Genomic DNA, 14,140 nt, shown 5'->3' with positions numbered 1-14,140 from the left:
AAAGTAACCCGCCGCTTTAGTGGCGGAAGCTTTTAGCGTTTGATCTTGATCTTGATTCAGAGATACGCAGCAAGACCGTCGCAGCGTGGTCGCGGCTCGCGCCGCTCCTACCCCGGCGAAAGCACTCCGCGTCGATGAATGACATCGGCCTTGGTGCCTCTGCACGTCCCTGCGGTCGCGGCTCACGCCGCTCCTACACACGAGGAGGAACGGCTTCGGGCAACGCCATCTGCGTTGATCCTTCTGCGCATCCCGCGGTCGCAGCTCGCGCCGCACCGACCCCGAGCCCCAGACGCCGGCCCGAGAGCCGACTACTCCGGCGCGGCTTCCGGCAACTCGATGATGAAGCGCGAGCCGCCGTTCTTGCGTTCCTCGTACCAAAGCTGGCCACCGGCGTTGACCACGATCTGTTTCGCCAAGGACAAGCCCAAGCCACTCGACAGGCCGTCGTCGACGTCGTCGTCGTGCAGGCGCACGAAGGGCTTGAACAGTTCGCGCTGGCGCGCCACCGGGATGCCGGGGCCGCGGTCGGCGACGATCAACTGCCAGAAGCCGGGGGCGCTGTTGCGCGCGGCCAGCAGCAGGTCGCTGTTCGGGGCGTACTTCATCGCGTTGGTGACCAGGTTCTCGCTGACCTGGCGCAACACGCGCGGGTCCATCGCCACTTGCGCGGTGCCGTGCGGCGGCGGGGCGATCTCGACGCGGATGCCGCGTGCGTCGAGTTGCATCTCGTAGCGGCGCACCAGCCAGCCCAGGGTTTCGCTGAGGTCGGCGCGGCCCTGCATCGCGCCGTGCTCGCGCGTGCCGGCCTGGCTTTCCAGGTAATGGCGGATGTAGCCCAGCGCGTCGTCGGCGCTCTCGTGGATCATCTGCAGGTAGCGCGGCACGCGTTCGGGCTTACAGCCGTTGTGCAACAGCAGGTCGCTGGCGAACAGCACGCTGGTCAGCGGGTTCTTGAGGTCGTGGGCGACCAGGTTGACCAGTTCCTCGCGCTCGCGGGCGACGCGCTCGAGGCGGTCGCGGGTCAGCTTCAGGCCGACATGGGCGTTGACCCGCGCCAGCAGCTCTTCGGGCAGGAAGGGCTTGGTGACGTAGTCGACCACGCCGGCATCGAAAGCGCGCAGCAACAGGTCGCGGTCGTGGGCGGCGGTCACGAACACCACCGGCACGCGCAGCGGCGAGTCGGCGCGCAACGCGGCCATGACTTCGAAACCGTCCATGCCCGGCATCATCACGTCGAGCAGGATCAGGTCCGGCGGCGATTCGGCGTACAGGCGCAGGGCCTCGTCGCCGGTCGAGGCGGACACGACCTCGTAACCCTGGCGCGAGAGCAGGGCGGTGACGACGCGCAGGTTCGCAGCCTGATCGTCGACGACAAGAATCCGGCCCGTGGAAGTCGCGGCAGTGCTCATACGTCCTTGGAATCCCCTAGGGCGGATATTTCACGCTGAATTCGCATAAATGAACCGCGAGGAAACGGTCGAAAGTTAACAGAAACCTTCACATAAAGGCGGGGTAAAAAGCCGAAAAGCTGAACAGTTCACAGCCCCTGCGACAACCCGCCGCGCTCGGCAACGCGGCGTTGCAGATTCGGTGATGCCACGGTCGAATGCGGCGGCGCATCATGGACGCTCTTCGATTAAGGAATCCGCAATGAGCCTGCGACCGCTCGGCCGTTCATCTCTGTCGGCGGCGCCGCTCGCCTTCGGCGGCAACGTGTTCGGCTGGAGTGCCGACGAGGCGACCACCTTCGCCCTGCTGGACGCGTTCACCGAAGCCGGCTTCGGCCTGGTCGACACCGCCGACGCCTACTCGGCCTGGGTGCCCGGTAACGCCGGCGGCGAGTCGGAGACCCTGATCGGCCGCTGGCTGGCCCAGGGCGGCGGCCGTCGCGAGCGCATCGTCATCGCCACCAAGGTCGCCAAATGGTCGCAGCGGCCCGGGCTGTCGCCGGCCAACATCCAGGCCGCGGTCGAGGACTCGCTGCGCCGCCTGCGCACCGACCGCATCGACCTCTACCAGGCCCACGAGGACGACCCGAAGGTCCCGCTCGAAGACACGCTGGGCGCGTTCGCGCGCCTGATCGAGCAGGGCAAGGTCGGCGCCATCGGCGCCTCCAACTACTCGGCCGCGCGCCTGGCCGAGGCCCTGGACGTCGCCGAACGCCACGGCCTGCCGCGCTACGAAACCCTGCAGCCGCACTACAACCTCTACGACCGCGCCGTGTACGAAGCCGAGCTGGAGCCGTTGGCGCGCGAGCGCGGGCTCGGCGTCATCAATTACTACGCCCTCGCCAGCGGCTTCCTGACCGGCAAGTACCGCAGCCGCGACGACCTCGACAAGAGCCGTGCGCGCGGCGGCGCGGTCGCCCGTTATCTCGACGGACGCGGCCTGCGCATCCTCGCCGCACTCGACGCGGTCGCCGCCGGCCAGCGCGCCACGCCGGCCCAGGTGGCCCTGGCCTGGCTGATCGCGCGGCCCTCGATCACCGCGCCGATCGCCAGCGCGACCAGCGTGGCGCAGTTGCAGGAGCTGCTCGCGGCGACGCGGCTGTCTCTGTCGGCAGACGAGATCGCCGCGCTGGATGCGGCCAGTGCCGAGGCCTGAGCGCTCTGCCATGATCGGCGCCGCCCGGGGCCCGCTGCTGCGCCGCGGTTCGATTCCGCCCGCCGCCACCGTAGTCTTCCACGTCCCCAGCGCCTGCCCGCCATGACTGCTGTATCTCCTGCTGTTTCCGCCGTCGCTCCGAACCGCGCCCGACGCCTCGGCATCGCCCTCGCCGCGAGCGGTGCGGTGTTGTTCTCGGCCAAGGCGATCCTGGCCAAGCTGCAATACCGCTACGGCGTCGATTCGCTCGACGTGCTGACCCTGCGCATGGCCTTGTCGCTGCCCTTGTTCGTGCTGCTGGGCATCCGCGAGACTCAGCGCGCGCGGCAACGCCAGGCCTTGCCCTCGCGCCGGGACCTCGGCCTGATCCTGGTGCTCGGCGTGCTCGGCTATTACCTGTCCAGCCTGCTCGACTTCTGGGGCCTGGAGTACGTGCCGGTGTCGCTGGAACGGCTGATCCTGTTCCTCAACCCGACCATCGTGCTGCTGATCGGCCTGTTCGCCTACCGGCGCAAGGTCGCCGCCAAGGAGTGGATCGCTTTGGCGGTCAGCTATGCCGGCGTGGTCCTGGTGATGGTCGAGAACCTGCGCGTGCAGGGCGAGCACGTGCTGTTCGGCAGCGCGCTCGTGCTGGGTGCGGCGGTCAGCTATGCCTTGTACCTCGCCATGTCCGGCGAGCTGGTCAAGCGCATGGGTTCGCTGCAGTTGGTCGCCTACGCGATGGTGGTGTCGACCGCGGCGACCCTGATCCATTACCTGATCGCGCGCGACCCGAGCGGCCTGCTCGGCCTGCCGTGGCAGGTCTACGGCCTGGCGACGGCGAACGCGGTGTTCTGCACCTTCCTGCCGGTGACCTTCACCATGGCCGCGGTGGCCCGACTCGGCGCCGGCACCGCCGCGCAGTTCTCGGTGATCGGGCCGGTGTCGCTGGTGTTCCTCGGTGCCTGGGTGCTCGGCGAGTCGATCACCGCGATCCAACTGGTCGGCACCGCGGTGGTGCTGGGCGGAGTGGTGCTGCTGTCGCGGCCGGGGGCTAACTCGGTGCCGGTGGCGCCGCCGGACAATAAATAAGCGGCTTGGCTGCGCTGGCTTTCATGGTCCGGGTACAAGAAACAGGCGCCTTGCGGCGCCTGTTTCGTTTGCTGCTTGGGTAAGGCTCAGTGCGTGGCCAGCATCGGCTGGAACTGCGCCTGCTGGAACACGCCGCCGGACAGACAGGCATTGCTCTGCAGGGTCGCCAGATCGGCCTGGCGGCGGACCAGGTCGCCGTAGTTGCGGACGGTCGAGCCGACCACCGGGTCGGCCATGTTGAAGGTGGTCGGGCTGGCCAGGGTGCCGTTGCCGATCAGGAACCGCGACAGCGTCGCCTGCGCGCCGGACGAGCGCGGGCCCACATGCAGGAAGCTGGTGGTCAGGGTTTCGCGGCCGTGGCAGGCGTCGCAGGTGTTGAGCGAGAGCTTGTTGCGGGCGTTGTTGTTGACGATGCCGGGGTGGGTCCAGGCCACCTGCGGGCTCGGGTTGCGCACGGAACCGGTCAGGAACGGCGTGCCCAGATAGCTCAGCGGCACCGAGTGCTGTTCGACCAGCACCTGCGCCTGGTTGGCGTTGACGTAGCTGGCGAGCAGGGTGCCGGCGTTGTTGAAGACGTGGTTCGGGGTCTGCTTGGCCGGCACGATGCCGAGCTGGGCGGTGGCGCGCACGATGTTGAACTCGCGCAGCTCCCAGGGGCTCTGCAGGAACTCGTTGGTGCGGATCTGGTTGATGGCGCTGCCGTTGGGCTTGCGCGGCGCGGCGTTGGCGCCGGTGAACTGGTCGGTGATCGCCTGCAGCGACGAGTTGTACAGCGACGAGCCCAGGCTCATCGAGCCCAAGGCGCCCCACTGCTGGGCGAAGCTGCGCACCGCCGGGCAGCCGTTGATCGGCACGCCGTATTCGAGGATCACGGTGAAGCGGTGCACGGTGCAGCTGCCGGTGGCGTTGCGGCGGATCACCCCGAACACGAAGCGCCCCTCGCCGGCGTTGCCGCCGCCGTAGCCGGCGTTGCCGCGCAGGTCGACGCGGTTGACGATCGCCAGCAGGCGCATCGGCGAACGGGCCAGGTCGAGCTTGCCGTTGCTCAGGCGCGGCCAGCTGGCGAGCACCTGCGAATTGACCGAGGTGCGCGCCGGCACCACGAAGCTGTTGACCGTGGTCGAGGTGTTCCAGGTGCGGATCCAGTTCTCGACGAAGTCGGAGGGGTCCACGCCGGTCAGCGGCTGGTTGGCCATGTTGGTCATGAGCCGGTTGAAGGTCCAGGCGCCGTTCGGGTTGCCGGCGTTGGTGCAGGCGTCGAAGGTGCGGGTCGGGTCTTCGACCACGGCCGGGTGGGTGACCAGCAGCGAGCGTTCGGGGCGCACGATCGCCGGCGGGCCGAGCAGCACGCCGCCGGGAATGCGGATGCGGGTGCGCGCGGCGATCTGTTCGCGCAGCTTGTCCGGCGGCAGGAAGCTGATCGGGCTGTCGCCGAGATGCTCGCGGCCGTCGAAGCTCGGCACCGTGGCCTTCTCTTCGGTGGCCAGCGCCTGGCGCAGTTCCTGTTCCTTGATCAAGCCGTCGAAGTCGAACGGAATCATGGCCCGGTACAGCTGCGGGTTTTGCTCGTCGCGCTGCAGCTTGACCGGCTTGTCGCCGACGTTGAACGGAATCTCGGCCGGCAGGTCCTGGCCTTTGACGTAGGTGAATTCCAGCAACGCATTGCCGTCGGGGTGGTCGTCGACCGGGGTGATGAAGCTGTCTTCGAGCACCGGCGGGGTCTGTTCGAACCCGGGCTCCTCGGCCGCGGCGACCCGGCCGACCGCGCTGTCGGCCGGTGCGGGATACGACAGATACGCGGCGGACGCACACAGCATCGCGCCGAAGCCGAACGAAATCGAACGCAGTCGTGTCATGGCTAGTCTCCCCCAGAGAGAACTTGGCTGGTGGCGCATCGGCCGGTCCTGGCACGCGCCCGTCACGGCACGCTAGAGGGCGCGGCGCCGTGTCGCCACGACAGACCCGGGATCAAACCGGGTCGATATCTCATGCGGCTTCGCGATTGGCCGCATGCTTGCGACGGCGGTCGCAGATCGGCGCGCAGCGAAGCGAATCCAAGCAGCAGGACGCCGCTCCTACCCTAAGAGCGCCTCGCGCGGGACAATCTCCCGCCGCACGAATGCCGCACTACGTATCGGGACAGGAATGCAACGGATTTTGATCGCGATCGCCCTGGCTGCCGCCGGCGTGTTCGCTTATCCGCACTGGTTCGCCGCACCGGCGTCGGACTACCGCATCGCCGAGATCGAGCAGCGGCCGATTCCCAAGCGCGAGTTCTTCGAGCTCTGGCGCGAGACCGCCCTGGGATTCTGTCCGCAGGCGCGAGAGAACTACGGCCTGAGCCCGGCCGCCTGCGAGGACTACATGCGCGACAAGCACGCGCGCTGCGTCGCCGAGACCGGCGCAGCTGCGCCGGCCGTGCTGTCGAGCAAGGCCGAATCGCGCCGGCATGCGCGGCCGTACCTGGACTGCGTGGTGCCGGGCTATTTTTGCAAGGGCGTGGAAGTGCGCGAACTCGCCGAGGCCGCGCGGCACTGCCGCGACTGAGCGGTCCTCAGCGCGGGCTCCATTGCCCCGGCATCAGCCCGTCCAACCGATGCGGCCCGATCGCCACGCGCACCAGGCGCAGGGTCGGCAAGCCGACTGCGGCGGTCATGCGCCGCACCTGGCGGTTGCGGCCTTCGTGGATGGTGATCGCCAGCCAGGCATCGGGCACGGTCTTGCGGAAACGCACCGGCGGATCGCGCGGCCACAGCGCCGGCGCGTCGAGGCGTTCGACCTGCGCCGGCAGGGTGCGGCCGTCGTTGAGTTCGACGCCGTCGCGCAAGGCGCTCAGCGCCTGGTCCTGCGGATCGCCCTCGACCTGCACCCAATAGGTCTTCGGCTGTTTGTGGCGCGGGTCGGTCAGGCGATGGGCCAGGCCGCCGTCGTCGGTAAGCAGCAACAGGCCTTCGCTGTCGTGGTCCAGGCGACCGGCCGCGTACACGTCCGGCGGCAGGCCGAAGCCGGCCAAGGTGGGGCGCGGCGGCAGGCTGCGGTCGGTGAACTGACACAGCACGCCATAGGGTTTGTTGAAGGCGATCAGCACGCGGGCGGGGCCGGGCAGGGCGCGAGGCGGCGCGGGCCGCCTCGCGGTGTACTACGGCGCTGTGTCGGTGGACTCAGCGCGGCTTGCGGAAACGCAGGGTCATGCGGTCGCTTTCGCCGATGGCTTTGTACTTGGCCGCGTCGGCGGCCGCGTGGTCGTTCGACGGCGGCAGGGTCCACACGCCGTTCGGGTAGTCCTTGGTGTCGCGCGGATTGGCGTTGATCTCGCTCTTGGCCTCGAGCTTGAAGCCGGCCGCTTCGGCCATCGCGATGACCTGCGCCTGGCCGACATAACCGCTCTTGTCGTTGGCCGACACGTCGGTCTTGGCGCGATGCTCGACCACGCCGAGGGTGCCGCCCGGCTTGAGCACGTCGAAGAAGCCCTTGAACATGCCCTCGGCCTGGTCGGCCGAACGCCAGTTGTGGACATTGCGGAAGGTCAGCACGACGTCGGCCGAAGCGGACGGGCCGAACGCCGGCTTGTAGCTGTCGTAGGCGGCGACCACGGCCTTGTCGAACTGCGCCGGCGCGCCGGCGAACTTGGTTTCCAGGTTGGTCTTGGCCTTGGCGTAGTACTTGCGCGCGCCGTCCTCGGACTGCGTGTCGGGGTCGACCACGGCGGCGACGTAGCGGCCGCGCTCGGACAGATACGGCGCGAGGATTTCCGCGTACCAGCCGCCGCCCGGGGTGATCTCGATGACGGTCTGGTCCGGACGCACGCCGAAGAACTGCAGCGTTTCCAGCGGATGACGGTAGGCGTCGCGGGCGACGTTCTTCGGGTCGCGCCAGCTGCCGGCGATGACCTTCTTGAGTGCGGCGTTGGCGGCCGGTTCGGCGGTCTTGGCGGCGCTCTCGGCGGCCTTGGCCTTGGCGGCGGGCTTCTGCGCGTGCGCGACCACGGCCAGGCCGGGCAGCAACGCGGCGAGCAACAGCAATCGGGCAGTACGGTTACGTTCCATGCAACGGACTCCGGTGGCATCGGACAGGGGGCGCCAGCCTACCGCAAGCGCCCTGCACAGGGGATGTGCTCAACGGCGCTTGCGGACGACCTTGGCGCCGCTGCCGGCGGGGCCGCTCGCGGGGCTGGCGGCGGGGCCATTAGCCGTCTTGGCGGTGCGTCCGTGGCGGGCGAGGTGATCGGCTTCCATCTCGGCGACGTAGGCCGTCGCCTGCTCGTGCAACCAGGTGCGGAACGAGCCGAGCCCAGCGTGATCGATCGAGCGCTGCGGGTACACCAGGTAATGGCCCCAATCGATCTGCAGCCGGCATTGGCTCAGCGGCACCAACTGGCCGTTCTGGATCAGCAGGCGCGTGCGCGCCATGCGCCCCAGCGCGACGCCGAGGCCTTCGACCGCGGCGCGGTGCATGGTTTCGGAATCGTCGAAATGGGCGACGTAGCGGTTCGGCATCTTGCCGCCGTAACGCTCGAACCAGTCTTTCCAATACGGCGACAGGTCGCCGAGCAAGGGCCAGCGATGCAGGTCCTCCTGCGCCGGCAACTCGCCGCCCATGCGTTCGATAAGGGCTGGGCTGGCGACCGGGATCAGGGTCTCGTTGAACAGATGCTCGGTGACCAATCCCGGCCAACGCCCGTAGCCGCCGCGCATGGCCGCGTCGATGCCCGGCTCGCGATCGAAATCGACCACCGCCGCCGACGAGAACAGATTGAGTTCGAGCTGCGGGCAGCGGGCGACGAAGCTGCCGAGCCGCGGCACCAGCCAGGCCGAGGCCATCGAGGCCATCAGGCTCAGGGTCAGCACCTCGTCGCGGCGCGGGCTGTAGGGGCGCAGGGCATGGTCGAGCGCATCCAGGTGCGGTGCGACCACCGACAGCAGCCGCTCGCCGTCGGCGGTCAGCCGCACTCCGCGCGGCCCGCGCTCGAACAGGCGTCGGCCCAGCCGTTCTTCCAGGGTGCGGATCTGGTGGCTGAGGGCGCTGACCGTCAGGTTCATCGAATCGGCGGCGCGGGTCAGGTTGCCCGTGCGCGCAGCGGTCGCGAAGCCCAGCAGCGCATGCAGCGGCGGTCGATTCATCTTGAATCCCTTTCAAGTCTGGCTTGCAAACGGCGCGCTTTTTTGCCGTATCCGGCGAGCGTACCTTGCGAATCACTCAATAAGCCAGTCCATACCGGGCCGGCGCCGCAGGGAGACGAGCCATGAATATCTACAAGAACCTGATGTTCCTGCACGGCCATTTCGTCGATCCGCGCGATGCCGACGACGACGTCGCCGAGACCGCTGCCGCGGCCGTGGTCGAGCGCAGCCGGCAAGTCGTCGCCCGGCGTTCGGCGACCGCCGCCGTCACCGGTTGGCGCGCCTGGTTCGCTCGCACCCCGGAAAGCCTGACCCGTCAGGACGCCTGCCGCGATGCGCATGGTTGTGCGTGAGGTGTGCAGGGCGCGGCGGTCGTGCCCTCACCCCAACCCTCTCCCGCAAGCGGGAGAGGGAGCAACGCAGCGGCGGGACTAGCCCTTCTCCCGTTCGCGGGAGAAGCTGGCTCGAAGAGCCGGATGAGGGCATCAGTGAGGCGATAGCCTCAGCATCAAGCGGCAAGCGAGTCCGTCCACTAAGGCAGCCGCCGCTGCTCCGGGTACGGCGCCACGTCGTTGTGACGGCCGCTGACCAGACCGTCCTGCACCTGTTGCCACCACTCGACCCGGAAGATGTCGGCATGCGCGTGCATCAGCGCACCGAGCAGCGCCGGCGACAGGCCCAGGAAGCGCGGGAACTGGGCCGGGAACACGTCGTTGCCGGCGGCATAGAACCAGGCCCCGGACTCCATCTCTTCCTCGTGGTTGCGCGGTTCCGGCACGTTGCGGAAGCGGCAGTCGGTGACCAGGCATAACTCGTCGTAGTCGTAGAACACCGCGCGGCCGTGCCGCGACACGCCGAAGTTCTTCAGCAGCAGATCGCCCGGGAAGATGTTGCTCAAGGCCAGGTCGCGGATCGCCTGGCCGTAGTCGATCACCGCCGCGCGCGCCGCCTCGGCGGTCTGCTCGCGCACGTACAGGTTGAGCGGGCGCAGGCGGCGCTCGACATAGCACAGGTGCAACACCAGGTCGTCGCCGTCCAGGCTGATGCTGCTGGCGCAGGTGCTCAATAACTCCTCAAGCAGGTCCGGGGCGAAGCGCGCGCGCGGAAAGCGCAGGAAACGGAACGGCTGTGCGTCGACCAGGCGGCCGACGCGATCGTGGCGGAACACCAGCGAGTACTTGGCCTCGACCTCCTCGCGCGCGACGTCCTTCGGGTAGGCGAAGCGGTCGCGGATGATCTTGAACACCAGCGGATAGCTGGGCAGGGTGAACACCGCCATGACCATGCCGCGCTCGCCTTCGGCGCGGATCAGGCGTTCGCCGGGCTGCGCCGCGAACTGGCGGAAGAAGGTGCGGTAGCGCTCGGTCTTGCCCTGCTTGGCGCGGCCGAGCACGGTGTAGAGCTCGTCGATGGGCTTGCCCGGCAGCAGGGTGCGCAGGAACACCACCGCATCGCCGACCGTGCCGAGGTCGGCATGGAAATAGCTGCGCGAGTAACTGAACAACTGCACGACTTCGCTGCGCAAGGTCAGCACCGCGTCGACCTTGAGCGCGCCGCCGTCGTTGACCAGGGCTATCACGCACGGCGAGAACGAGCGCTCGCCGAACACGCGTCCGACCAGATACGCGCGGCGCTCGCGATAGAACACGGTGTCGAGCAGCTCGACCGCGCGCACCGGATGCGGGCCCCAGTGCTGCAAGTCCTCCTGCAGCCGCACCGCGATGCCGGCGGCGCAGCGCGTGCGGTGCGCGTACGGCACCGCGAACGGATAGTCGCCGAGCACACGCATGAAAGTTTCTACCAGGCGATCCTCCGACACCGCATAGCTGTGGCGCGCCACCGGGTGGGTGATGGCGTCGGTCGGCTCGATGTCGAGGGCGACGAACTCCATCGCCGGATCGACGCCGCGGGTCTTGAAGAAACGCCGGGTCAGGGTATTGAAGAAGGTCTTGTAGAGCTCGCAATCGAGCAGTGGCGCGATCGTTTCGGCATAGGCCGCATGCACCGCCGACCACAGCACGCGGTCGCGGGCGCGCTCGCCGAGCCGGCGTTCGAGCGAGTCGCTGGCCTCGGCGATGCACAGGTCGTAGAGCTCGATGCGCTCGATCGCGTCGTCGCGTTCGCCGCTCCAGTCGCTGCGCTCGAACCGGCCCTGGGCGCGGCGGGTGATCGCGGCGAAACGCGCGTGGTAATCGGCGAAGGCGTCGCGGATCAGACCGGCGACGGCGGCGGCTTCAATGGTGACGTCGGCGGCGGCGGGCAGGGGGGCCATGTCAGGAGTGTACGGCGCAGCCGCGATGCGTGTGGCATGCTCGCCGCCGCCGCGGCAGCGCCGCTTTGCTTACGGATGAAACGATCATGATCGCCACGACAAGGACGCCGCTGCCGGTTTCGCATCGCTACGGCCTCGCCCTCGCATTGCTGTGTTGGGCCGGCCTGGCCTGCGCCGAGGAGCCGATTGCGACCCGCTACACCGGCCACGTCGGCAAGCGCGCGGCGACCCTGTACCTGGTCGACCAGGAGAGCGGATGCGGCGGCGGCCAGCGCTTGCTCACCGCGATGTATCGTTACGACGGCGTGTCGCAGTGGCTCAGCGTCCAGGCCACCCGCGACGAAGCCGGTCATCTGGCCCTGGTCGAGAACGGCCGCGTTACCGGCGTCACCGGCGCGATGATGCTCAACGGCCGCGACGGCGCCCTCAAGGGGCGCTGGATCAGCCCCGACGGCGAACGCCTGCTGCCGGTGGAACTGCACAAGGCGGCCTTGTCGAAGGCCGAGCGCGAGAAGCTGGACGATCAGCTCGAACGCCTCGCCCACGAGAACGACGACTGCTGAGAAGCAACGGCGCCGCCGAGCGCGGCTCAGTCGAATGCGGCTCAGGACCGGCCGGAAGACACGGCGGCCGACACGCCCGCGCGCAACGCACGTTGCGCGCCGATCGCTTCCAGCGCGATGGTCAGCGCCAGGATCGCCAGCACCGACAGGGCGTGCGGCAGGAACAACTCGAAAGTCGGTTCCCACAGTGCCCAGGTATTGCCGTAGAACGGCGCGTACATGGTCATGTTCGAGTGCAGGCCGAGCAGGGTCGCCAAGGTCGTCGCCGTCGCCGCGATCCAGGTATCGCGCGGCAACACGCCGCGGCGCCGTTGCCGCCGCCGCAACCACAGCGACCACGGCAGCACCAGCAGCACGAAGCCGAAACTCGTCGACAGCGCGAGTTCGAACAGGAAGCGGGTCGAGGTCATGATCTCGACCGAGGCCAGATCGATCTCGCCGACCACGTAGGGCCAATGTACCCACGCCGGCAGTGCGATCGCGGCGACCAGAAGCCAAAGGTAGCGAGCGAACGTCGTCATGCCTGCGCCAACAGCGCTTGCAGCTGCGCGGCGGTATAGAAACGGGTAGCGGCGAGCGAGCGTTCGTTGCCGGGGGCGACGTCCTGATCGAAGCTCAGCACCGGGCCGTACACATAACCGTGGACGCCGCCGAAGCTCGACAGGCTGCGGCAAATCCAGAGCCGGTAACCGCGGCCGATGTAGCCGTGGCTGCCGCCGTCGGCCGGCAGCGGCGCGTCCATGTCGGGTTGGGCGAAGCTCGGTCGACGGCCTGCGAGGACGTCGCGGAAATCCTGCGAGGCTTCGAGGACGGCGCCGCGAGCGGGTTCGCCGAAGGCGTCGAAGTCGACGCCGGCGAAGGGACCGCCATCGAGCGGGTCGTCAGTGGTAGCGGTCATGGCGTCCGTTCCGGGTGGGGCGTGTGGTGTTCGCCGGCGCTTGCTCGCAGGTCTCATGCGGTGCGGCGGGCGGCTTAGAACGCACTATCGACGGTGCATCGGCAAGGAAATCTACTGTCAAAAAAGCGGATGCAGTCACATAAGCATCGGAGTACCATCCGCCCTTGACGGGGCAAGGACGCTGTAGGCACCGATTGGAATCACGGCCGTTGGGGGAATCCAATCGTCACCGCGTCTTGTGCGCTCGGAAGTGGGCCGATCCCTTCGGTCTTGCAGTATTCCAGCCAAGAGCCACAAACATGGTACAGAAGATCATCATCGGCCTGCTGGCGACCGCTCTGATCGCGGTCTGCTCGATCTGGGGCTACAGCGTCTGGTCGCAGAAACAGGCCGCCGCGGCGCTGGTCGCCGCCGCCAAACCCGTCGCCGCCATCAAGCCGCTCGAAGCGGTCAAGCCGCCGGAAGCGGCCGCGACCGAAGTCGCTGCCGTGGTGCCGGAAGAGAAGGCCGACGGCACGCATTTCACTTACCAGTACGTGGTTCCGCGCAGCGGCGAGTTGCTGCCGACGTACGAGATGGCGCGCGAGATCGATCTGCTCAGGCACTTGCCCGAGGTCAACCAGCTCGATGGCTGGCTCACCCTGCCGCGGCCGATCAACTTCATCGCCGCCGAATGCGGCACGGTCAACGCCTTCTACGCCAAGGACAAGGGCGATGTCGTCCTGTGTTACGAGATGATCGATCTGCTGGTGCGCCAGGGTGCGGCCTTCGTCCAGGCCAACGGCGGCGCCACGCGCGACCAGCTCGACTACCTGCTGGCGAATCTGCGTTTCCTGATGCTGCACGAGACCGGCCACGCCCTGATCGACATGCTCGACCTGCCTTCGACCGGTCGCGAGGAAGACGCCGTCGACCAGTTGGCCACGACCCTGATGCTGTCCCTGGTCAGCGCCGATGAGTCCTCCAGCGACATCGCCCAGAAACTGCAGCTCGCCGCGACCTTCTTCATCGCCACCGACGATGGCCAGCACGACATGGCCACCTATGCCGACGAGCACTCGGTCGGGGCGCAGCGCTACTTCAACCTGCAGTGCATGATCTACGGCAACAACCCGGGCAAGTACCTGCGCATCGTCACCACCGGCCGTCTGCCGGAGGCGCGCGCGCTGCGTTGCGAAGAAGAGAGCAAACAGATCACCCGCAGCTGGATGCGCCTGATCGAACCGAACATCGCGCCGAAGCACCGCCTGACTGCGGAAGAGGAGCGCGCCAAGATCGAACAGATCCAGCGCAAGCAGGTGGAGAGTACGCAGGCGCCGTATATGCGCTGAGCGGGGCTGGTTCGATTTCCCGAAGCCTAAGGGTAGGAGCAGCGTAAGCCGCGACCGCGCTGTTTCGGTCTCGCGGCGCTTCGCTCAAGCGAGATCAGGATCAAACGCCAAAAATTTCCGCCACTAAAGCGCCTCGTCGAATCCGCTGCAGCGACGCCGCCAAGGGTAGGAGCGGCGCAAGCCGCGACCGCGCTGTAACAGGTTTGCCGCGTTTCGCTTAAGCAAGATCTAGATCAAACGCCAAAAGCTTCCGCCACTAAAGCGGCGGGTTACTTTCT

14 protein-coding genes are annotated in these 14,140 nt (G+C 67.9%); 6 read left to right on the top strand and 8 right to left on the bottom strand.

Features of this window, described 5'->3' with window-relative positions; all coding sequences use genetic code 11:
* Positions 1-311: 311 nt before the first annotated feature.
* The gene (locus EX88_RS0120955; RefSeq protein WP_031373934.1) at positions 312-1,412 is read right to left on the bottom strand and encodes a hybrid sensor histidine kinase/response regulator; all 1,101 of its coding nucleotides are present in this window, start codon (positions 1,410-1,412) and stop codon (positions 312-314) included.
* Between the two features lie 241 nt (positions 1,413-1,653).
* Between EX88_RS0120955 and EX88_RS0120950 the strand changes: the two genes are divergently transcribed.
* Together EX88_RS0120950 and EX88_RS0120945 are read left to right on the top strand one after the other, a co-directional pair.
* Positions 1,654-2,607: an aldo/keto reductase gene (locus EX88_RS0120950; RefSeq protein WP_031373933.1), complete on the top strand. Its 954-nt coding sequence runs from the start codon at positions 1,654-1,656 to the stop codon at positions 2,605-2,607.
* A gap of 102 nt (positions 2,608-2,709) precedes the next feature.
* Entirely contained in the window at positions 2,710-3,678 is a 969-nt protein-coding gene (locus EX88_RS0120945) for a DMT family transporter (protein ID WP_051885382.1), read from the top strand.
* 86 nt (positions 3,679-3,764) lie between these two features.
* Here EX88_RS0120945 and EX88_RS0120940 read toward each other — a convergent pair whose 3' ends face one another.
* A complete protein-coding gene (locus tag EX88_RS0120940; protein WP_051885381.1) occupies positions 3,765-5,534 on the bottom strand; it encodes a hypothetical protein in 1,770 nt (589 codons plus the stop codon).
* Positions 5,535-5,823: 289 nt separating this feature from the next.
* On the opposite strand from EX88_RS0120940, the gene EX88_RS0120935 reads away from it, so the two are divergent.
* On the top strand, positions 5,824-6,225 hold the full coding sequence (locus EX88_RS0120935) for a hypothetical protein (protein WP_031373930.1): 402 nt from the start codon (positions 5,824-5,826) through the stop codon (positions 6,223-6,225).
* A gap of 7 nt (positions 6,226-6,232) precedes the next feature.
* Here EX88_RS0120935 and EX88_RS0120930 read toward each other — a convergent pair whose 3' ends face one another.
* From EX88_RS0120930 to EX88_RS0120920, 3 genes are all read right to left on the bottom strand, one after another.
* Entirely contained in the window at positions 6,233-6,766 is a 534-nt protein-coding gene (locus tag EX88_RS0120930; protein WP_031373929.1) for a pseudouridine synthase, read from the bottom strand.
* A 73-nt stretch (positions 6,767-6,839) separates the two neighbouring features.
* On the bottom strand, positions 6,840-7,724 hold the full coding sequence (locus tag EX88_RS0120925) for a class I SAM-dependent methyltransferase (RefSeq protein ID WP_031373928.1): 885 nt from the start codon (positions 7,722-7,724) through the stop codon (positions 6,840-6,842).
* Between the two features lie 69 nt (positions 7,725-7,793).
* Entirely contained in the window at positions 7,794-8,798 is a 1,005-nt protein-coding gene (locus EX88_RS0120920; protein ID WP_081931320.1) for a LysR substrate-binding domain-containing protein, read from the bottom strand.
* A 122-nt stretch (positions 8,799-8,920) separates the two neighbouring features.
* Between EX88_RS0120920 and EX88_RS0120915 the strand changes: the two genes are divergently transcribed.
* Complete coding sequence (locus EX88_RS0120915) at positions 8,921-9,151, top strand: hypothetical protein (RefSeq protein ID WP_031373926.1); 231 nt, start codon at positions 8,921-8,923, stop codon at positions 9,149-9,151.
* Between the two features lie 179 nt (positions 9,152-9,330).
* On the opposite strand, the gene aceK is transcribed toward EX88_RS0120915, so the two are convergent.
* Positions 9,331-11,070 carry a bifunctional isocitrate dehydrogenase kinase/phosphatase gene (gene aceK, locus EX88_RS0120910; protein WP_051885380.1) on the bottom strand — a complete coding sequence of 580 codons (1,740 nt, stop codon included), beginning with the start codon at positions 11,068-11,070 and terminating at the stop codon, positions 9,331-9,333.
* A gap of 86 nt (positions 11,071-11,156) precedes the next feature.
* Between aceK and EX88_RS24860 the strand changes: the two genes are divergently transcribed.
* The gene (locus tag EX88_RS24860; protein ID WP_051885379.1) at positions 11,157-11,633 is read left to right on the top strand and encodes a hypothetical protein; all 477 of its coding nucleotides are present in this window, start codon (positions 11,157-11,159) and stop codon (positions 11,631-11,633) included.
* Between the two features lie 41 nt (positions 11,634-11,674).
* Here EX88_RS24860 and EX88_RS0120900 read toward each other — a convergent pair whose 3' ends face one another.
* Complete coding sequence (locus tag EX88_RS0120900) at positions 11,675-12,154, bottom strand: hypothetical protein (protein WP_031373923.1); 480 nt, start codon at positions 12,152-12,154, stop codon at positions 11,675-11,677.
* Positions 12,151-12,531 carry a hypothetical protein gene (locus tag EX88_RS0120895; RefSeq protein WP_031373922.1) on the bottom strand — a complete coding sequence of 127 codons (381 nt, stop codon included), beginning with the start codon at positions 12,529-12,531 and terminating at the stop codon, positions 12,151-12,153. Before EX88_RS0120895 ends, EX88_RS0120900 begins: the two co-directional genes overlap by 4 nt.
* Before the next feature lie 299 nt (positions 12,532-12,830).
* On the opposite strand from EX88_RS0120895, the gene EX88_RS0120890 reads away from it, so the two are divergent.
* The gene (locus EX88_RS0120890) at positions 12,831-13,862 is read left to right on the top strand and encodes a DUF4344 domain-containing metallopeptidase (RefSeq protein WP_051885378.1); all 1,032 of its coding nucleotides are present in this window, start codon (positions 12,831-12,833) and stop codon (positions 13,860-13,862) included.
* Positions 13,863-14,140 lie beyond the last annotated feature (278 nt).

It is taken from the genome of Lysobacter antibioticus (genome assembly GCF_000731095.1).
Taxonomy (GTDB): Bacteria; Pseudomonadota; Gammaproteobacteria; order Xanthomonadales; family Xanthomonadaceae; genus Lysobacter; species Lysobacter antibioticus_B.
Note: the sequence above shows the minus strand (reverse complement) of the source record. Positions and strands in the feature narration are given on the sequence as shown.

Excerpts from the sequence above, each read along its gene's own strand:
- EX88_RS0120900 (WP_031373923.1), bottom strand. The coding sequence starts at position 12,154 with ATGACGACGTTCGCTCGCTACCTTTGGCTTCTGGTCGCCGCGATCGCA.
- EX88_RS0120940 (WP_051885381.1), bottom strand. The coding sequence starts at position 5,534 with ATGACACGACTGCGTTCGATTTCGTTCGGCTTCGGCGCGATGCTGTGT.
- aceK (WP_051885380.1), bottom strand. The coding sequence starts at position 11,070 with ATGGCCCCCCTGCCCGCCGCCGCCGACGTCACCATTGAAGCCGCCGCC.
- EX88_RS0120895 (WP_031373922.1), bottom strand. The coding sequence starts at position 12,531 with ATGACCGCTACCACTGACGACCCGCTCGATGGCGGTCCCTTCGCCGGC.
- EX88_RS0120925 (WP_031373928.1), bottom strand. The coding sequence starts at position 7,724 with ATGGAACGTAACCGTACTGCCCGATTGCTGTTGCTCGCCGCGTTGCTG.
- EX88_RS0120890 (WP_051885378.1), top strand. The coding sequence starts at position 12,831 with ATGGTACAGAAGATCATCATCGGCCTGCTGGCGACCGCTCTGATCGCG.
- EX88_RS0120920 (WP_081931320.1), bottom strand. The coding sequence starts at position 8,798 with ATGAATCGACCGCCGCTGCATGCGCTGCTGGGCTTCGCGACCGCTGCG.
- EX88_RS0120955 (WP_031373934.1), bottom strand. The coding sequence starts at position 1,412 with ATGAGCACTGCCGCGACTTCCACGGGCCGGATTCTTGTCGTCGACGAT.
- EX88_RS0120935 (WP_031373930.1), top strand. The coding sequence starts at position 5,824 with ATGCAACGGATTTTGATCGCGATCGCCCTGGCTGCCGCCGGCGTGTTC.
- EX88_RS0120915 (WP_031373926.1), top strand. The coding sequence starts at position 8,921 with ATGAATATCTACAAGAACCTGATGTTCCTGCACGGCCATTTCGTCGAT.
- EX88_RS0120945 (WP_051885382.1), top strand. The coding sequence starts at position 2,710 with ATGACTGCTGTATCTCCTGCTGTTTCCGCCGTCGCTCCGAACCGCGCC.
- EX88_RS24860 (WP_051885379.1), top strand. The coding sequence starts at position 11,157 with ATGATCGCCACGACAAGGACGCCGCTGCCGGTTTCGCATCGCTACGGC.
- EX88_RS0120950 (WP_031373933.1), top strand. The coding sequence starts at position 1,654 with ATGAGCCTGCGACCGCTCGGCCGTTCATCTCTGTCGGCGGCGCCGCTC.